Raw genomic sequence first — 18945 nt, 5'->3', positions numbered from 1 at the left:
GGGGTCAGTCCCGCGCCGCCACCCGCAGCCGGGCGAACTCCTCCGCCATCGTCGCCGCGGTCCAGTGCGCGTTCAGCCCGCTGGGGTTCGGCAGCACCCACACGCGGGTGTCCCCGAAGACCCGCTCCTGCGGTCCCACCGCCGCCTTGCGGTCGTCGAAGGCCGCCCGGTAGGCGGTCACGCCCACCACCGCCAGCCAGCGGGGCCTCAGCCGGGTCACCTTCTCCGCCAGCAGTCTGCCGCCTTCCCGGTACTCCAGGGCCGTCAGCTCGTCGGCCCGCGCGGTCGCCCGCGCCACCACGTTGGTGATGCCGAGCCCGTAGGACAGCAGCTCCCGCTGCTCCGCCGGCTTCAGCTGCCGCGGCGTGAAGCCGGACAGGTGCAGCACCGGCCAGAAGCGGTTGCCCGGGCGGGCGAAGTGGTGGCCGGTCGCCGCCGTCATCAGCCCCGGGTTGATGCCGCAGAACAGCACGCGCAGGCCGCCCGCGACGACGTCCGGTACCGGACGGTCGCGGGCGGCCTCGAGCTCCGCGCGGGTGAAGCGGGTCAGAGGATCGCTCCGGGGGTGTAGCCGGCGGCCTCCGGGCGCTGCTTCACGATCTCCTCGATCCGGCCGACGACCGTGGTCACCTGGGCGGCCGCGGCGCCGGTGAAGGACAGCTTGTCCGCCATCAGAGCGTCGAGCCGGGCACGGTCGAGCGGGAGCCGCTCGTCGGCGGCCAGCTTGTCGAGCAGCTCGTTGCGCTCGGCACCCCGCTCGCGCATGGCCAGCGCCGAGGCGACGGCGTTCTCCTTGATCGCCTCGTGCGCGACCTCACGGCCGACACCGGCGCGCACCGCGCCCATCAGCACCTTGGTGGTGGCGAGGAACGGCAGGTAGCGGTCCAGCTCCCGGGCGACGACCGCCGGGAAGGCGCCGAACTCGTCGAGGACCGTCAGGAACGTCTCCAGCAGGCCGTCGAGCGCGAAGAAGGCGTCCGGCAGAGCGACCCGGCGCACCACCGAGCAGGACACGTCGCCCTCGTTCCACTGGTCGCCCGCCAGCTCGCCGGTCATCGACGCGTAGCCGCGCAGGATGACCATCAGGCCGTTGACGCGCTCGCAGGAGCGGGTGTTCATCTTGTGCGGCATCGCCGAGGAGCCGACCTGGCCGGGCTTGAACCCCTCGGTCACCAGCTCGTGCCCGGCCATCAGCCGGATCGTCTTCGCCAGCGAGGAGGGGGCCGCCGCGAGCTGCACCAGCGCGGTGACGACCTCGTAGTCCAGCGAGCGCGGGTAGACCTGGCCGACGGACGTGAACGCCTGGGAGAAGCCCAGGTGGCCGGCGATCCGGTCCTCCAGCTCGCTGAGCTTGGCGGCGTCGCCCCCGAGCAGGTCGAGCATGTCCTGGGCGGTGCCGACCGGGCCCTTGATGCCGCGCAGCGGGTAACGCCCGAGCAGCTCCTCGACCCGGCCGTACGCGACGAGCAGCTCGTCGGCGGCGGTCGCGAACCGCTTGCCGAGCGTCGTGGCCTGGGCGGCCACGTTGTGGGAGCGCCCGGCCATGACCAGCTCGCCGTACTCACCGGCCAGCTTGCCGAGACGCGCCAGCACGGCCACCGTGCGGTCGCGGACGAGTTCCAGCGAGAGCCGGATCTGGAGCTGCTCGACGTTCTCCGTCAGGTCGCGGGACGTCATGCCCTTGTGGACCTGCTCATGGCCGGCGAGGTCGTTGAACTCCTCGATCCGGGCCTTGACGTCGTGCCGGGTGACCTTCTCGCGCTCGGCGATGGAGGCCAGGTCGACGGTGTCGAGGACACGCTCGTAGTCGGTGATCGCCGCGTCCGGGACCTCGATCCCGAGGTCCTTCTGCGCCCGCAGCACGGCGAGCCAGAGCTGACGCTCCAGCTTCACCTTCTGCTCGGGCGACCAGAGCGTGGCGAGCTCGGCGGAGGCGTATCGTCCGGCGAGGACGTTGGGGATGCGGGGCTTGGCGGGAGCGGAAGTCACGTAAAGGGATTCTACTGGCGGTTCGTGCAGGCCAGCGCCACGGTGCCGTTCGGCGGATCCTACGAGACCGGCGTCACGGCGCGGCGTGGGCGCGCGTGAACGCCTACGCCTGGCCCTCGTACGGCGACAGGTCGGGCCGCTTCGGCGGGAGGCCGTCCCCGGAGGACCGGCCGGTCAGGCGGCGGCCTATCCAGGGCAGGAGGTACTGCCGGGCGAACCGCGCGTCCGCCACCCGGCGGGCGGCCCAGCCCGGAGGCAGGGTCGCCGGCATCGGCAGGTGCCACTCGGCGTCCTCGGGATCGTGCCCGAGGCGCTGCCAGACCGCCTCCGCGACCCGGCGGTGCCCCTCGGCCGTCAGGTGCAGCCGGTCGACGTCCCACATGCGCGGGTCCGCGAGGGACGGCGCGCCGTACAGGTCGACGACGATCGCGCCGTGCCGCTCCGCCAGCTCCTCGACATGCGCGAACAGCTCCTCCATGCGCGGCCTGAACCGCTCCAGGACCGGTCCCTGCCGGCCGGGGCTGCGCATCAGGACCAGTTCCTTGCAGGCGGGGGTGAGCCGCTCCACGGCCTCCGTCAGCAGGCCCTTCACCCGGCCCATGTCGCACTTGGGGCGCAGGGTGTCGTTGAGGCCGCCGACCAGGGTGATCACGTCGGCGCCCATCGCGGTCGCCAACGGAACCTGCTCCTCGACGATCTGCCCGATCAGCTTGCCGCGCACCGCCAGGTTGGCGTAGCGGAAGCCGGGGGTGCGGGCGGCCATCCGCGCGGCGAGGAGGTCCGCCCAGCCTCGGTAGGAGCCGTCGGGCAGCAGGTCCGACATGCCCTCGGTGAAGGAGTCGCCGAGCGCGACCAGGCTGGTGTGTGTGGGGTTCGTCTGCATGGCGACATAGATGGTAGCCCGAGTCGCATACCCGGCGGTCGGTCACCCGGGGCGATCCCGGTCACCCGGCACCACCCCGGTCACCGGGGTCAAGGGGGCCACCGGTCACCTCGGCCAGCCCGGCCACCCGGACCGCCTCGGCCACCCCGGTCGCCCGGACCACCGGGTCACCTCGGCCACCCCGGTCACCCCGGTCGCCCGGACCAACCATTTCGGGCGCCCGGGCCACCCCCGGTCCTCCCGGTCACCCCTTACCCGTGCGCGTCCTCACGCCCGCTGTCCGAACAGCTCCCGCAGGACGTCCTCCATGGTCACCAGACCGGACAGCCGCCCGTCGGAGCCGAGCACGGCCGCCAGATGCGTACGGCTGCCCCGCATCGCGGTCAGGACGTCGTCCAGCGGAGTCGCCTCCCGCACCCGCGCGATGGGCCGCATGTCGCCCAGCCGGAACGCGGTGTCGCGCGGCGAGGCGTCCAGCGCGTCCTTCACATGCAGGTATCCGACGATCCGGCGCCCCTCGTCCACCACGGGGAACCGGGAGAACCCGGACTCGGCCGCCAGCCGCTCCAGTTCCTCCGCGGTGACGCCCACGCGCGCGTAGACGACCCGTTCCAGCGGCAGGACGACATCCCGCACCGGCCGCCGGCCCAGCTCCAGGGCGTCGTGCAGCCGCTCCAGGGCGCGGTCGTCGATGAGACCCGCCTCGCCCGCGTCCTTGACGATCTGGGCGAGCTGGGCGTCCGAGAAGGCCGCGGCGACCTCGTCCTTGGTCTCGATCCGCATCAGCTTCAGCAGGGCGTTCGCGAAGGCGTTGATCGCGAAGATCACCGGACGCAGCGCCCGGGCGAGCGTGACGAGCGGCGGTCCTAGCAGCAGCGCGCTGCGCACCGGCTCCGCGAGCGCGATGTTCTTCGGCACCATCTCGCCGAGCAGCATGTGCAGATAGGTCGCCACCGCCAGCGCGATCACGAAGGACACCGCGTGCCCCGCGCCCTCCGGCACGCCCACCGCGTGGAACACCGGTTCCAGCAGGTGCGCGATGGCGGGTTCGGCGACCACACCGAGAACCAGCGTGCACAGCGTGATGCCGAGCTGGGCGGCCGCCATCAGGGCGGACACGTGCTGGAGTCCCCACAGCACGCTCTTGGCGCGCCGGTCGCCCTGGGCGCCCTTCGCGTCGCCTTCGAGGTACTGCTCGATCTGGGAGCGGCGTACGGAGATCAGCGCGAACTCGGCGCCGACGAAGAACGCGTTGACGACGAGGGTCGCCAGTGCGATCAGCAACTGGACGGCGGTCACTTCCCGGCCTCCTGTTCGAAGCCCTCGGACGGGGCGAGCGGCGCGTGCAGCAGCACGCGCGCGGCCCGTCGCCCGGAGGCGTCCACGACGTCCATGCGCCAGCCCGCGACCTCCACCGTGTCGCCGACGGCCGGTATCCGGCCCAGCTCGGTGGCGAGCAGCCCGGCGAGCGTCTCGTACGGCCCCTCGGGGGCGTGCAGGCCCACGCGCGCGAGCTGGTCGGTGCGGGCGGCGCCGTCGGCCGAGTAGAGCGCGCGGCCCTCGTCGTCCTTGCCCGCGGCGGCCAGGTCGGAGGTCTCGTGCGGGTCGTGCTCGTCGCGGACCTCGCCGACCACCTCCTCGACGATGTCCTCCAGGGTCGCCACGCCCGCCGTGCCGCCGTACTCGTCGATGACCACGGCCATCGTGCGCTTGCCGGACAGCCGGTCCAGCAGCCGGTCCACGGTCAGGGACTCGGGCACGAGGAGCGGCTCACGCATGAGCTCCGAGACGGGCACGCGTGTGCGGCGCTCCGCCGGGATCGCCAGCACGTCCTTGATGTGCGCGGTGCCGACCACCGAGTCGAGGTTCCCGCGGTACACCGGGAACCTCGACAGGCCCGTGGCCCGGGTCGCGTTCGCCACGTCCTCGCAGGTCGCCGCCGCTTCGAGGGCGATGACCTGGACGCGCGGGGTCATCACGTTCTCCGCGGTCAGGTCGGCCAGGTTCAGCGTGCGCACGAACAGTTCCGCGGTGTCCGGCTCCAGGGCACCCTCCTTCGCGGAGTGCCGGGCCAGGGCGGCGAGCTCCTGGGGGCCGCGTGCGGCGGCGAGTTCCTCGGTGGGCTCCACGCCGAAGCGGCGCACGATGCGGTTCGCGGTGTTGTTGAGATGGGTGATGAAGGGCCGGAAGGCGGCGCTGAACCAGCGCTGCGCGTTGCCCACGCGCTTGGCGACCGCCAGCGGGGAGGAGATCGCCCAGTTCTTGGGCACGAGTTCGCCGACGACCATCAGGAACACGGTCGACAGGGCCGTGCCCAGCACCAGCGCGACGGAGCTGGACGTGCCGCTCGACAGGCCGATCGACTCCAGCGGCCCGGCGATCAGCGCGGCGATCGACGGCTCGGCGAGCATGCCGACGACGAGGTTGGTGACGGTGATGCCGAGCTGGGCGCCGGAGAGCTGGAAGGTGAGGTTCTTCACGGCCTTGAGCGCTCCGGGCGCGCCGCGCTCGCCGCGCTCCACCGCCCGTTCCAGTTCGCTGCGCTCGACGGTGGTCAGCGAGAACTCGGCGGCGACGAAGGCGCCGCACGCGAGTGACAGCAGGATCGCCACCAGGAGGAGCAGGACTTCGGTCATCGGGTCACCTCCGTCCCATGGTCGGACAGGGCGGAGAGGCACGCGCGATGTCGCGTGGGGATCGCGGGGGCCGTGGAGGCCGCGGGGGTACTGGGAGGCTCGCCCATGGGCGGACGCTCACACCTTTCGTGAAGTCATCGGGGGACCGCGCGGAACGTCCGCACAGTCCCCCAATGGTAAAGGATCAGCAAAACTGCCCTTTCGGGCTCCGGTCAGTCGGTCAGTGGCTTCACCCAGCGCCGCCACTTCTCTTCCGGCGCGTACCCCGCCGCGCGCCAGGCATGATGCGCCGTTTCGTTACGGGTGAGCACCATCGCGTCCCCGCGGCGCCCGCCCAGCCGCACGAACCGCTCCTCCGCGGCGGCCAGCAGCGCCGATGCGATGCCCTGCCTGCGGCGCTCCGGGTGCACCGCCAGCCGGTACAGATGGCACCGCCATCCGTCGAACCCGGCGATCACCGTCCCGGCCAGCTCGCCGTCCCGTTCGGCCAGGATCAGCGCCCCCGGATCGCGCGCGACGAGCCGCTCCACCCCGCTGCGGTCGTCGCTGATGCTCGTGCCCTCGGCGGAGGTCTTCCAGAAGGCCAGCACGGTGTCCAGGTCCTCCGGGCCGGCGGCCCGTATCCGCAGATCAGTCATGGGCCGATCCCACCACGCGGGAAACCGGCCGGAACGCGGATTTCCACCATGCGGACGGCCGGGCGGCCGGGCGGGCCGACGCCGGCCCTCCGGCCCTCCAGCCGTCCGGGGGCCGGACGGCCAGGCGTCCAGCCCGTCGGCTTCCGGCCGTCCGGAGGGCCGGACGGCCGGCCCTCCGGCCCTCCGGCCCTTCGGCTTTCCAGTCGTCCGGGAGCCAGGCGTCCGGGCCCGTACCGCTACTCGCCGCGCAGCTCGGCGATCACCGGAGCGAACGCCTCCATCTCCGGTTCCATGACGGTCAGGTACGAGAACCCGTACCGCTCGCGCTGCGCCCGCAGCTGCGCGGTGATCTGGTCCAGGGTGCCGACCAGGGTCATGGGCAGTTCCAGCGCCTGCTCCATGGTCAGGTCCGGCAGGTGGTCGACGAGCGGCCGGAGTCCGGCCTCGCGGTCCTCGGTGACGGTCACCATCGGCACCAGCAGGTTGAGCTCGGCCGGCTCCTCGCGGCCCGACGCCAGCCGCCGGTACCTGGCCACCCGCTCGTCGAGTTCCTCGGGAGAGATCGGCACCATCTGCCCCGCCTTGCTCCCCGGCACCGAACGCCCTCCGGTGAAGGCCGCGATGTCCGCGTGCTCGGCGATCAGGGCCAGCATCCGGTCGCCGTTGCCGCCGATCAGCAGCGGCACCGGCGGCCGGGGGTCGAGCGTGTCGAGGAGCCGGTTCAGCTCCTTCACCATGTGCTCCAGATGGTCCACGCGCTCGCCCGGCGGGCGGTACGGCAGACCGGCCGCCTCGTGCTCCTCCTGCACATAGCCGGTGCCGAGCCCGAGTTCGAGACGGCCGCCGGTCAGGGCGTAGGTGGTCGCGACCTCGCGGGCGAGCATGGTCGGGTTCCACAACCCCGCGTTGAGCACGAAGGTGCCGAGCCGTGGCCGCTCCGTCGCCGCGGCGGCCGCGATCAGCGCCGGGAACGGAGCGACCATGCAGAGATGGTCGGGGACCAGGATCACGTCGTAACCGAGCTCCTCGGCCCGGCGGCACTTGGCGCCCCACTCCTCTGCGGGAGCGGCGGTCATCATGTTTACGCCGAAACGGAACGGACGCGGCATGAGCTCTCCTCGGTGGAAGGCGACATCGGCGTGCGCATCCGATTTCAGCACTCTTGAGTAGTAAGCGACTCGAGTCCGTGCCCGCGTCACTCGTGCGCGATCGCGGCCAGCACGTTCATCCGGGACGCGCGCAACGCGGGCAGCAGCGCCGCCACCACACCGACGACCGCGGAGCCCACCACGACCGCGACGATCGTCCCCCACGGAACGGCGAAGGCCTTCATGCCCTGGAGCTCCAGCACCTGCTGTACGCACACGCCCCACACCAGCCCGAGCCCGAGCCCCAGCACCGCGCCGAACACCGCGATCACGACCGACTCCAGCCGGATCATCCGGCGCAACTGCCGCCGGCCCAGCCCGATCGCCCGCAGCAGCCCGATCTCCCGGGTCCGCTCCACCACCGACAGCGCCAGGGTGTTGACCACGCCGAGCACCGCGATGACGATCGCGAGACCGAGCAGCGCGTACACCAGATAGAGCAGTACGGCGATCTGGTCGTGCACCAGCTTCTTGTAGTCGGCCTGGTCGCGCGCCTGCACCTGCGGATACGTGTCGAGCGTCTTCTCCAGCCGGGGCCGCAACTGGTCGCCGCTCGTCCCGGAGGCCGCGTTCACGTACAGCGCGGAGTCCTGCCCGCCGGGCACGTACTTCTCGACGGCGGCGATCCCGAGGAACAGTCCGCCCTGCATGCCGAACCCGTCGCCGCCGTCCTGATCGGTGAGCGCGCCGACCTTCAGCGACGTGGTCCGCTTCCCGGGGAACTCCACCGGGAGCACGCTGCCCAGCCGTACGCCGTGGTCCCGGGCGAAGTCGACGTCCATGCCGATGGCGCCGTCGGCCAGCGCGGCCGCCGTGTCGCCCTGCGCGTAGGTGATGTGCGCGACGTCGTCGACCTGGTCGTCGTAACCGGATGCGGTCGTCTCGACGCGCTTGCCGTCGGGCAGCCGTACGGCGAGCGGCGCGAACCGCTGGCGGACGACGAGGCCGACGCCGTCGGTGCCGCGGACCGCGTCCGTGACCTCCTGGGAGAACGGTGTGAAGTTGGCGTTCTGGACGACGAAGTCGGCGCCCAGCGTCTTGTCGATCTGCTGGTCGAAGGACTTGGACATCGAGGCGCTCGCCACCGACATCCCGCCCACCAGGGCCAGGCCCACCATCAGCGCGGCCGCCGTGGCACCCGTGCGGCGCGGGTTGCGCAGGGCGTTGCGCTGGCTCATCCGGCCGACCGTGCCGAACAGCGCGGGGAAGGCGCCGCCGAGCACGCGGATCACCGGACGGACGAGCAGCGGCCCGGCGATGACGGTGGCGACGAGCGTGAGCACCACGCCCAGACCCAGCAGGGACGCCGCGGCCGCCGTCTCCGAGGAGCTCACACAGCCGGCGAGCGCCGCCACGCCCAGCGCGCCGACGACCGCGCCCACCACCGCGCGCACCTTCAGCGGCCGCCCCACGCCCGCGATGTCCGCGTCCGCGAGGGCCGCCATCGGCGACACGGTGGCGGCGCGCCGGGCCGGGAGGTAGGCCGCCACGAAGGTGACGCCGACGCCGACGACGTACGCCACCACCGGGGTCGTCCAGCCGACCACCATCTCCGTCGTCTTGAGGTTCATGCCGAAGGCGCTCATGAGTTTGATCAGCCCGACCGCCAGACCGATACCGGCGGCGAGCCCGAGGGTGGAGCCCACGAGACCGAGCAGCACCGCCTCGGTGAGCACCGAGCGGCGCACCTGACGCCGGTCGGCGCCCAGGGCACGCAGCAGGCCCAGTTCCCGGGTGCGCTGGGCGATCAGCATCGAGAACGTGTTGACGATCAGGAACACCCCGACCAGGACGGCGATCCCGGCGAAGCCGAGCATCACGTACTTGATCACGTCGAGGAATCCGCCCAGCGCCTCCGCGGACGACTTCGCCTGCTCGTCGGCGGTCTTCACGTCGTACGCCCCGGCGCCGACGGCGGCGACGACGAGCCGTTCGAGGACCGTGTCGCTCACCCCCCGCGCCGCGTCGACGGAGATGCTCGTGGCCTTGTCCGCCGATCCCAGGAGCTGGTCGGCGGCGGTCGCGGGGTCGAGGTAGACCAGGGCCGCGCCCGGGTTGGTGGTGGTGAAGGTGGCGATGCCGACGATCCTCACCTTGAACGAGCCCGGCTGGGCCATCACGGTGAGGGTGTCGCCGATCTCCACGTGCTTCTTGTCGGCGGTGTCGGCGTCGAGCATGGCCTCGGCCGCGCCCCGCGGGGCGCGGCCGGAGGTCAGTTCCACCGGGCTGCGGTCGGTGACGTACCAGTCGGTGGCGATGGTGGGCGCGCCCGTGGTCGGCCCGACGGACGCGTTGTCGGCGTCGACGACGGTGATGTTCTCCACGCTGACGTCCGCGTGGGTCGACGCGACCCCCTCGAGGCGCGCCACCCGCGCGGCGAGGGAGGCGGGCACGGTCCGCACCGCGCCGGTCGGCACGGACGCCTCCAGGTCGTCGCCGGGCTCGACCGTCACATCCGCCGAGGTGGACGCGAAGAGCCGGTCGAAGGTGCGCGACACCGTGTCGGAGAAGATCAGGCTGCCCGAGACGAACGCCACCGACAGGACGACGGCGAGCGCGGACAGCAGCAGCCGCCCCTTGTGCGCGAGGAAACTGCGGAGGGTGGCTTTCAGCACCGGGTCACTTCTCCTTGGCGTCGGTGCCGGGGGCGGGGGCGGCGGCGTCGGTGACCGGGAGGGCGCTGCCGGCCGCGCTCTCCCCGTCGGACTGGGCGCGGATCACGTCGAAACGCTTCATGCGTTCCAGCACCGCGTCCGCCGTCGGCCGCTCCATCTCGTCCACGATCCGCCCGTCCGCGAGGAAGAGCACCAGGTCGGAGTGGGCGGCGGCGCCGGGGTCATGGGTGACCATCACGACGGTCTGCCCGAGGTCGTCGACGGCCTCCCGCAGGAAGGCGAGCACCTCGAGCCCGGCGCGCGAGTCCAGGTTGCCGGTCGGCTCGTCGGCGAAGATCAGTTCGGGGCGGGAGGCGAGTGCCCGGGCGCAGGCCACGCGCTGCTGCTGGCCGCCGGACAGCTGCGACGGCCGGTGCTTGAGCCGGTCCCGCAGGCCGAGCGTGTCGATCACCTGGTCCAGCCACTTCTGGTCGGGCTTCTGCCCCGCGATGTCCATGGGCAGGGTGATGTTCTCGGCCGCGTTCAGCGTCGGGATCAGGTTGAACGACTGGAACATGAACCCGATCCGGTCCCGGCGCAGCCGGGTCAGTTCCCGGTCCTTCAGCCCCGTGATCTCGGTGTCGCCGATCCACACCTGACCGGCCGACACCGTGTCGAGGCCCGCCAGGCAGTGCATCAGGGTCGACTTCCCTGACCCGGACGGCCCCATGACGGCGGTGAACCGGCCGCGCGCGATGCCCACGTCCACCGAGTCCAGGGCGAGCACCGTGGTCTCGCCCGAGCCGTACGCCTTGGTCAGACCGCGGGCGCGGGCCGCGATCCCGTCGGCCGAGGCCAGGCCGGGTGCGTGCTCCGCAGCAGGTATGGACAAGGCTGCCTCCTCGCTCGTACGGACGTGCCGGTCACCGGATGATGTCTGTGCGGGCCGAGCGTAGTGTGACCCGGCGCACACCCGGTATCCCTTTTCGCTTCCCGGCCGCCCTTGCCGTTGCTAGCGGCACGGCGCTAGCGTCGAAGTATGGCGAAGACCCAGCTGAACGTACGCGTGGACGAGGGCACGGCCCGAGCCGCCCGCGAGCGCGCGACGGCCCGCGGCATGAGCGTCAACCGCTACATAGAAGAGCTGGTCAGACAGGACGCCGGCGAGGTCGGCCACACCTTCGTCGAGGCCGCCAGCGACTTCATGAAGCAGTACGAGGCCGTCTTCGTGGAGGAGTTCGGCGCCGACCGCGAGGGCGGCACGCGCGAAGGTCGCCGCTGATCCCTTGAGCGATCTCCGTATCGATCTCGCCTGGCTGCTCATGCTCGCCGAACAGAAGACCCCGGGAGACCCCCAGGTCACCGACTGGGGGGCGCTGGTGGCCGCCGTGGCCCGCCACCAGGCCGAGATATTCGACGTCCCCGTCTACGACGACGCGCCGGCCCGCGCCGCCGCGCTGCTCCAGCTCCTCATCCACGTCCCCGCGCTGGAACGCTCCAACGCCCTGTTCGCCTGCGCCGTCGCGTACGCCTATCTCGTCGCCAGCGGCCTGAAGGTCGCCACCTCGCCCGAACAGGTCCGCGACCTGGCCCGGCTGGTCAAGACGGGGGAGGCGTCGGTGTCCGACATCGCGCGCGAACTGCGCCGGTGGAGCCTATGAGGGGCGGCGGGCCCGGCCGAGGACGCAGTACGAGGCGGGGGACCGGGGGCCCTTCTCCGGCACGGTCAGCCGACGGTAGGGGCCGAGTTCGAATCCCGCCTCGCGCAGGGCGTCGAGGGCGTCCCGGGTGAGGTGACAGCCGCCGGCCAGGGTCGGCCACACCGTCCGGTCCAGCGCCCGCTGGGTGAACCGCATCGCCGGACCTCCGCCCGGTCCGTGCTCGAAGAACCGCAGCTCACCGCCGGGCCGCAGCACCCGCCGCAGCTCCCCGAGCGTGCGGGGCAGGTCCCGCACGCTGCACAGCACCAGCGAGACCACCGCCCCGTCGAAGGCCTCGCTCTTGACGGGCAGCGCCTCCGCCACGGCCGGCACGACGTCCACCGGCACCTGTGCGCTCCGGGCCGCCTCCAGCGCCAGCGTGCGCAGATGGCGCTCGGGCTCGATCGCCACGACCTCCGAGACGGCGGCCGGGTAGTGCGCGAAGTTCAGTCCGTTGCCCGCGCCGATCTCGATGATCCGACCGGAGAGACCCACGAGCAGTTGGTCGCGTACGGCGGCCAGACCGGCCCGGGTCTCCGCGGCCGCGCCGAGCCGGGCGTAGCAGCGGGCGAACAGCGGGTGGTGGACGGCATCACCGGGCACCCTGGTGGAGCGGGCGGTGCGGCTGGAGCGCAGGGGCATGGCGACCTCCCGGGCAGGACGGGCCTACCGGGATTCTCCCCCGCGCAGGCCCGCCGCACCCCCGCTGTCGTGCTGCTCGCCGGTCGAACGGTCGAACAGTCGAACGGCCGGAGGTTGTCCTGGCTACTGGACGAAGGCACGCACCTGTTCGTATACGCCGGAGTCGTTGTTGATGTCCGTGTGCGAGATGCATCCGACGCCGACGTTGGTGGCCCCGCTCAGCAGCGCCGAGGAGTCCGGGTCGATGGCCGAGTCGCAGTTCGACCAGTAGGCCGCGTAGTTCACGCTGCCCGGGGTCTCGTCCCCGGAGTTGAGCGAGGTGAGGAACGAACTGCCGGTGACCATCTCGGAGCAGGAGGTGTACAGCCAGCTGCACCACGAGGCGACCGACGTCCCGTGGTTGACACCGGCGACGGAGACGAAGTCGTCCACGTACGCCGTGCCGCCGAGGTTCTTGAGGTAGTAGCGCGAACTCAGCGCGCCCATGGAGTGGACGACCACGTCGACCTTGGACGCGCCGGTTCTGGCCAGCACGTTCTTGATCTCGGTGTTGAGCTGCGAGGCGGTCGTGACGTTCGACTGGGTCCAGCTGTACGTCCAGGCGTCCAGCTCGGCGGCCGTGTAGCCGTCGGCCTTGAAGTCCGCGACCCATTCGTCCCAGCTGCTGGAGGAACTGCTGAGGCCGTGGACGAAGACGATCGGATTGTGGGTCGCGGCATGGGCTGTGGGGGCGGCGAACGAGAGTGACAGAAGGAGCGAAGAGACCACGGCCGAGAAAGCCGCGGCGATGCGACGCTTGTGGCGCTGCATGATGCCTCCTGAAACGTGTGGGGTTGCCAGGAGTGTCGGGCGGGTCTACGCGCGCCGCATCGGTGAAATCGCCAGTCTTTACGGTTCAAGTAACCCGCCAGTAACGTCACTTGTGTGGTGACACGAGTGAACCCCCCGTCGCTGGACCGCACTTCGCCACCGGCGCCGCCGGGTGCGCGGCCGTGCCCGGTCCCGCCGCTGTCCGAAGGCGTCCGCGTCCGCGTGCTGCGTCTCGTGCACGGCGATCCGCGGGCCGCCGCCGAACTCGTCGCGGGGCTGACCGAACGGCAGGCCGCCGGCCTCGACCCGCTGCCGGCCGAACCCGCCGAGCTCGCCCCCGCGACACTGCGCGCCCGCCGCCGCGAGGTCCGCGCGCTGCCCGACGGCACCCGGCTGGTGCTCCTGCTGGCGGCCGCCGACCAGCATCCGGTGCCCACCCACGCCTTCTTGCGCGCCGTCGCCGCCGCCCGGCTCGACACCCGGCCCCTCGAGGCGGCCGAGGCGGCCGGGATCGCCTGTGCCACGGCCGGCGGCGTCGGCTTCCGCGACGCCTGGACCCGGATCGCCGCGTACGAGACGGCCGCCCCGGCCGACCGGCGCGACGCGCACCGGCTGCTCGCCCGCGTCCTGCACGGCCCGGGGGAGGGGCCCCGGCGCTCCTGGCACCGGGGCGCCGGAGCCCTCGGGCCCAGCGCACGGCTCGTCGCGGAGCTCACGGCGGCGGCCGGCCGGGCGCGCGCCGTCGGCGACCCGGCGCTCTCCGGCGCCCTCGCCGAACGCGCCGCCGCGCTCTGCACGGACCCGGGCGAACGGTCCCGGCTCCTCACCCAGGCGGCGACCGACGCCTGGCACCGCGGTGACGGCGACCGGGCCCGCGCCCTGGCCGCCCGCACCGACGCCGAGGCCCTCACCGGCATCCTCGCGCTGCGGACCGGACACGCGGGAGAGGCGTTCGACGCGCTGCTGGCCGAGGCGGCGCGGGCGGCGCGGGTGTCACGGGCGGCCGGGACGCGGCCCGCGCCCGGCGGCCCGTCACCGAACCGGAACACCGCCGCCGCCGCTCCCCCCGTCACCTCCGCCGCTCCCTCAGACGCCGCCCCCGTCACCTCCCCTGCTCCCTCAGACGCCTCCACCCTCACCTCCGCCGCTCCCTCAGACGCCTCCTGCGGCGGCTCCGGCGCCGCCCCCGTCACCCACTTCCTGGCCCGGGCCGCCGAAGCCGCCGTCTACACCGGTGATCTGCGTCGATGCCGGGAAGCCACGCTCGTCGCGGGGCAGTCGGGCGTCGGACCGCCCGGGGTGCTCGGCGGGATCGCCGCCGCCGTCGAGGGACGGTACGAGGACGCGCGCGACCTGCTGGAGGCCACCGCCGGGCGGTGCGGTCCGGGCGGCGACCCCACCCTCCTGCTGCACGCGGGCATCGCCGCGCTGATGCTCGGCGACCACACCCGCGCGGCCACCGCCACGGTCCGGGCGGCCGCCGCTGCCCGCGCCCGGGGCGTCACCGCCACCGTGTCCCAGGCCATGGAGTTCCGCGCCTACGCCGACTTCTGGACCGGCCGCCCGCGCGCTGCCGAGGCCACCGCGCTGGACGCCCTCCGACAGGCATACGCCACCGGGCAGGACAACGGCGCCTGCCATCTCCAGGCCGCCCTGGCGATGTTCGCCGCGCTCACCGGCGACGAGGAACTGTGCCGGGAGCGGGCCGCGGCCGCCCGGTCCTACGCCCTCGCCCACGCCCTGGGCCTGCCCGCCGCCCTCGCGCAGTGGGCGCTCGCCTTCCTCGACCTGGGCTCGGGCCGCTACGACGCCGCCGCGGCCCGGCTGCGCGCGCTGGCCGCCTCGGGGCCGGGCCACGGCCACCGGGCCATCCGCCACCTGGCCACCCCGCACTACGTCGAGGCCGCCGTCCGCACCGGCGAGACCCGCGTGGCGCGCGCCGCGCACGCCGACTACGACCGCTGGGCGATCGCCGTCGGCAGCGCCGACGACCTGGCCCTCAGCGCCCGCTGCCGGGCGCTGCTCACGCCGGGAGCCGACGCCCTGGAGCACTACCGCACGGCCCTCCGGCTGCACGCCGAGGGAACCCGAGCCTTCGAACGGGCCCGCACCGAGATGCTGTTCGGCAGCGCGTTGCGCAGGCTGCGCCGGCGCACGGAGGCCCGCGACCGGCTGCGCAGCGCCATGGAGGCATTCGAGTCCTTCGACGCCCCGCACTGCGCCGAGAGCGCCCGCGCCGAACTGCGCGCGCTCGGCGCCCCCGCGGCCCCCGCCCGCGGCGACCGGCGCCCGACGGCCCACCTGACCGCCCAGCAGCTCCTGGTGGCCCGGATGGCGGCCGACGGCGCCACGAACCGGGAGATCGCCGCCCGCCTCGCCCTCAGCCCCCGCACCATCGACCACCACCTGCGCGGCGTCTTCACCCGCCTCGACATCCGCTCCCGCATCGAACTCGTACGCCTGCTCGCGGAAACGGACACGGACGACGGCTAGGACCCCGAACCGGTCCGTTCCCGGAAGGTCTCCGCCTCCCAGATCCCGTCCAGCCGTGGTGCCAGCCAACCGGGCGCCACGGCACGGAACTCGGCCGGTGCGAGAGCGCCGGAGCCCGACGGCAGAGCCCCCAGCAGGGGAGCCCCGGCCACCTCCGGCAGATCCACGACATTGCAACGGGACGCCAGATCGGGGGATTCGGGCCAACTGCCGATGACGACCCCCAGCAACTCCACTCCCCGGCGCCGCAGTTCACGGGCCGTCAGCTCCGTGGTGTTCAGCGTGCCGAGACCCGCCGTGGCCACCACCAGCACCGGAGCCCGCAGCAGTTGCGCGGCGTCGGCCAGTGTCCCGCCCGCCTCGTCGAACCGCACGAGCAGCCCGCCCGCACCCTCGACGAGCACCAGGTCGTGCTCGGCGGCCAGCTTCTGCGCCGCCTGCGCCACGTCCTGCGGCCGCACCGCCGGCAGACCCGCCCTGCGCGCTGCCGTCGCCGGCGCCAACGGCTCCGGATAACGGGCCAGTTCGGCCGTCGTCACCGCGCCCGCGAGCCGGGCCACCTCGTCGGCGTCCCCGCCCTCGTCCGGTCGTACCCCGGTCTGCGCGGCCTTGAGGACGGCCACCGACCGTCCCGCCGCGAGCGCGGACGCGGCGACCGCGGCCGTCGTGACGGTCTTGCCGACCTCCGTGCCCGTCCCCGTGATCACCAGGATCGGCATCTTCATCCCTCCCGCGCCGCGGCGCACACCGCGCGCGCGATCCGTGCCACGTCCGCGTCACCGGTGACGTACGGCGGCATCGTGTAGATCAGATCGCGGAACGGCCGCAGCCAGACGCCCTCGCGCACGGCGGCCCGGGTGGCGGCCGCCATGTCCACCGGGTGGTCGAGCTGGACGACGCCGATCGCACCCAGGACGCGTATGTCCCGCACGCCCGGGATCTCCGCCGCCTCGGCGAGCCCGTCCCGCAGCCCCGTCTCGATCCGCTTGACCTCGGCGAGCCAGTCCTGCCCGAGCAGCAGCTCGATGGAGGCGCAGGCGACGGCCGCGGCCAGCGGGTTGCCCATGAACGTGGGCCCGTGCGCCAGGACCGGCACCTCGCCCCGCGAGATCCCGTCGGCCACCCGGGACGTGCACAGTGTCGCCGCCATCGTCAGATAGCCGCCGGTCAGCGCCTTGCCGACGCACATCACATCCGGCGTCACCGCGGCGTGCTCCGCCGCGAACAGCGCACCCGTGCGCCCGAAACCGGTCGCGATCTCGTCGAACACCAGCAGCACGTCGTGCGCGTCGCACGCCTCGCGCAGCACCCGCAGGTAACCGGGGGAGTGGAACCGCATCCCGCCCGCGCCCTGCACCACCGGCTCCACGATCACCGCGGCCAGTTCGTCGGCGTGCCGCCCGATCGTCTCGCGCAGCAGCTCGGCGTACGCCTCGTCGAACTCCACCGGCGGCGCTTCCACGAAGACCTGCCGGGGCAGCACCCCGGTCCACAGGTCGTGCATCCCGCCCTCGGGATCGCAGACGGACATCGGCTGCCAGGTGTCGCCGTGGTAGCCGCCGCGCCAGGTCAGCAGGCGCCCCTTGGCCGGGCGCCCCAGCGAGCGCCAGTACTGGAGGCACATCTTCACCGCGACCTCGACCGAGACCGAGCCGGAGTCGGCGAGGAAGACATGCTCCAGACCGTCGGGCGACATGTCGACAAGGAGCTTCGCCAGCCGGACGGCGGGCTCGTGGGTGAGCCCGCCGAACATCACATGACTCATCCGGCCCAGCTGCTCGCGCACGGCCTCGTTGAGCACCGGGTGGTTGTAGCCGTGGATCGCCGACCACCAGGACGCCATGCCGTCGACCAGTTCGCCCGAACCGTCGGCCGGCCGCAGCCGTACCCCGCCGGCCGACTCCACGACGAGCGGGTCGACCCGGCCGGGCATCGGACCGTACGGATGCCACACATGGCGCCGGTCGAGCTCGATCAGCTCGGGCACACCGAGCGGCCGCCGCTCAGGCATTGGGCGCGAGATCGGTACCGGCGCCACGGCGGCGTACGGCGACCAGGTCCGTACGTGCCTCGCCGACCGTCGCGGCCGTCGCGGCGGCCGGGGCCGCGGCCGCGGCCGGGGCCGGGGCCGCGGCCGGGACCGAGCCGCACACACCGCCGCCCTCGTGCGAGCCGCATCCGGTGTCCCCGTGCGAGCCGCAGCCACCGCCGTCGTGGGACCCGCAGCCGCCACCGTCGTGGGACCCGCAGCCACCGCCCGCCGTGACCCGGTGCTCCGGCAGGGTGACCTGCCCGGCGCCCTCCACCTCGAACCCGGCGTCCGCGATCATCTCCAGGTCGGCCTTGCCGGCCTGGCCCTCGGTCGTGAGGTAGTCGCCCAGGAAGATCGAGTTGGCCAGGTGCAGCGCGAGCGGCTGCATGGTGCGCAGATGGACCTCGCGTCCGCCCGCGATCCGCACCTCGACGTCCGGGCAGACGAACCGCACCATCGCCAGGATGCGCAGACAGCGCTGCGGGGTGAGGTTCCACTCCTTGGCGAGCGGGGTGCCCTCGACCGGGATGAGGAAGTTGACCGGCACGGAGTCCGGGTCCAGCTCGCGCAGCGAGAAGACGACGTCCACCAGGTCCTCGTCGGACTCGCCCATGCCGGCGATCAGGCCCGAGCACGCCGACAGGCCCGCCGCGTGCGCCTTCTGCACCGTGTCCACCCGGTCGGCGTACGTGTGCGTGGTCGTGATCTCCCCGTACGTGCCCTCGGAGGTGTTCAGGTTGTGGTTGTAGGCGTCGGCGCCCGCCTCGCGCAGCCGCTCGGCCTGGCCGTCGGAGAGCAGGCCCAGACAGGCACAGACCTCGACGCCCTCGTTCTGGTCCTTGATCGCCTTGATGGTGCCGGCGACCCGGTCGACGTCACGGTCGGTCGGACCGCGCCCGGACGCCACCAGGCACACCCGTTTGGCCCCGCCGGCCAGCCCCGCGGCCGCCGCCTGCGAGGCCTCCTCCGGCTTGAGCCAGGTGTATTTGAGGATCCCGGCCGTGGAGCCGAGCCGCTGGGAGCAGTAGGAGCAGTCCTCGGGGCACAGCCCCGACTTGAGGTTGACGAGGTAGTTGAGCTTCACCCGTCGCCCGAACCACTGCCGGCGCACCCGGCCGGCCGCGGCCACCACGTCCAGCACGTCGTCGTCGGAGGTGGCCAGCACGGCCAACGCTTCCTCGCGGGTCGGCAGCTCGCGCCGAAGCCCCTTGTCCACCAGCGTGTTCAGCAGGTCCATGAGAGCCGATCCTGTCCTACGCACCCGCTCCGGGCCAAGGTAGGGATCACACAACACACCGGGTTCGACGTGTGGGTATTGCCACACCGTGGGTGGGCGGCCGGGCCGCTAGTGTCTGTCCGCTACCTACAAAAGCCCGGAGG

Annotated in this window: 17 protein-coding genes; 3 read left to right on the top strand and 14 right to left on the bottom strand. The window is 73.0% G+C overall.

Annotated elements, in window-relative coordinates:
* Positions 1–4: 4 nt before the first annotated feature.
* The 9 genes from mug to AOQ37_RS22725 form a co-directional block, all read right to left on the bottom strand.
* The gene (gene mug, locus AOQ37_RS22765; RefSeq protein ID WP_078890310.1) at positions 5–550 is read right to left on the bottom strand and encodes a G/U mismatch-specific DNA glycosylase; all 546 of its coding nucleotides are present in this window, start codon (positions 548–550) and stop codon (positions 5–7) included.
* Entirely contained in the window at positions 547–1989 is a 1443-nt protein-coding gene (gene purB / locus AOQ37_RS22760; RefSeq protein ID WP_062646447.1) for an adenylosuccinate lyase, read from the bottom strand. The genes mug and purB overlap by 4 nt, the downstream gene beginning before the upstream one ends.
* A 103-nt stretch (positions 1990–2092) precedes the next feature.
* On the bottom strand, positions 2093–2872 hold the full coding sequence (locus AOQ37_RS22755) for an SGNH/GDSL hydrolase family protein (RefSeq protein ID WP_062646446.1): 780 nt from the start codon (positions 2870–2872) through the stop codon (positions 2093–2095).
* A 267-nt stretch (positions 2873–3139) separates the two neighbouring features.
* Positions 3140–4171, bottom strand: coding sequence for a hemolysin family protein (locus AOQ37_RS22750; protein ID WP_062646445.1), 1032 nt, complete (start codon positions 4169–4171; stop codon positions 3140–3142).
* Positions 4168–5508: a hemolysin family protein gene (locus AOQ37_RS22745; RefSeq protein WP_062646444.1), complete on the bottom strand. Its 1341-nt coding sequence runs from the start codon at positions 5506–5508 to the stop codon at positions 4168–4170. Before AOQ37_RS22745 ends, AOQ37_RS22750 begins: the two co-directional genes overlap by 4 nt.
* Before the next feature lie 212 nt (positions 5509–5720).
* A complete protein-coding gene (locus AOQ37_RS22740) occupies positions 5721–6146 on the bottom strand; it encodes a GNAT family N-acetyltransferase (RefSeq protein WP_062646443.1) in 426 nt (141 codons plus the stop codon).
* Between the two features lie 236 nt (positions 6147–6382).
* Positions 6383–7255, bottom strand: coding sequence for a TIGR03621 family F420-dependent LLM class oxidoreductase (locus AOQ37_RS22735; RefSeq protein ID WP_062646442.1), 873 nt, complete (start codon positions 7253–7255; stop codon positions 6383–6385).
* An 86-nt stretch (positions 7256–7341) separates the two neighbouring features.
* Entirely contained in the window at positions 7342–9909 is a 2568-nt protein-coding gene (locus AOQ37_RS22730; RefSeq protein WP_062646441.1) for an ABC transporter permease, read from the bottom strand.
* Between the two features lie 4 nt (positions 9910–9913).
* A complete protein-coding gene (locus AOQ37_RS22725; protein ID WP_062646440.1) occupies positions 9914–10780 on the bottom strand; it encodes an ABC transporter ATP-binding protein in 867 nt (288 codons plus the stop codon).
* 147 nt (positions 10781–10927) lie between these two features.
* Between AOQ37_RS22725 and AOQ37_RS22720 the strand changes: the two genes are divergently transcribed.
* Positions 10928–11170, top strand: coding sequence for a toxin-antitoxin system, antitoxin component (locus tag AOQ37_RS22720; protein ID WP_062646439.1), 243 nt, complete (start codon positions 10928–10930; stop codon positions 11168–11170).
* Positions 11171–11174: 4 nt separating this feature from the next.
* A complete protein-coding gene (locus AOQ37_RS22715; protein WP_062646438.1) occupies positions 11175–11549 on the top strand; it encodes a hypothetical protein in 375 nt (124 codons plus the stop codon).
* Here AOQ37_RS22715 and AOQ37_RS22710 read toward each other — a convergent pair.
* Both AOQ37_RS22710 and AOQ37_RS22705 read right to left on the bottom strand, forming a co-directional pair.
* Entirely contained in the window at positions 11544–12230 is a 687-nt protein-coding gene (locus AOQ37_RS22710; protein WP_062646437.1) for a class I SAM-dependent methyltransferase, read from the bottom strand. The genes AOQ37_RS22715 and AOQ37_RS22710 overlap by 6 nt on opposite strands.
* Positions 12231–12353: 123 nt before the next feature.
* On the bottom strand, positions 12354–13040 hold the full coding sequence (locus tag AOQ37_RS22705) for an esterase/lipase family protein (protein WP_062646436.1): 687 nt from the start codon (positions 13038–13040) through the stop codon (positions 12354–12356).
* A gap of 114 nt (positions 13041–13154) precedes the next feature.
* On the opposite strand from AOQ37_RS22705, the gene AOQ37_RS22700 reads away from it, so the two are divergent.
* The gene (locus AOQ37_RS22700) at positions 13155–15533 is read left to right on the top strand and encodes a helix-turn-helix transcriptional regulator (protein WP_063781175.1); all 2379 of its coding nucleotides are present in this window, start codon (positions 13155–13157) and stop codon (positions 15531–15533) included.
* Here the strand turns inward: AOQ37_RS22700 and bioD are convergent.
* From bioD to bioB, 3 genes are read right to left on the bottom strand one after another with little or no spacing between them, the layout of a single operon-like run.
* Positions 15530–16252: a dethiobiotin synthase gene (bioD, locus tag AOQ37_RS22695; RefSeq protein WP_062646584.1), complete on the bottom strand. Its 723-nt coding sequence runs from the start codon at positions 16250–16252 to the stop codon at positions 15530–15532. The two genes, AOQ37_RS22700 and bioD, sit on opposite strands and share 4 nt — an antisense overlap.
* Positions 16253–16254: 2 nt before the next feature.
* Positions 16255–17544 (bottom strand): adenosylmethionine--8-amino-7-oxononanoate transaminase, encoded by a 1290-nt coding sequence (locus AOQ37_RS22690; protein ID WP_062646435.1) that lies wholly within the window; start codon positions 17542–17544, stop codon positions 16255–16257.
* The gene (gene bioB, locus AOQ37_RS22685; protein ID WP_062646434.1) at positions 17537–18802 is read right to left on the bottom strand and encodes a biotin synthase BioB; all 1266 of its coding nucleotides are present in this window, start codon (positions 18800–18802) and stop codon (positions 17537–17539) included. Before bioB ends, AOQ37_RS22690 begins: the two co-directional genes overlap by 8 nt.
* Positions 18803–18945: the final 143 nt, after the last annotated feature.

Origin of the sequence: Streptomyces maremycinicus (assembly GCF_001184025.1) — a bacterium.
GTDB lineage: Bacteria > Actinomycetota > Actinomycetes > Streptomycetales > Streptomycetaceae > Streptomyces > Streptomyces maremycinicus.
Note: the sequence above shows the minus strand (reverse complement) of the source record. Positions and strands in the feature narration are given on the sequence as shown.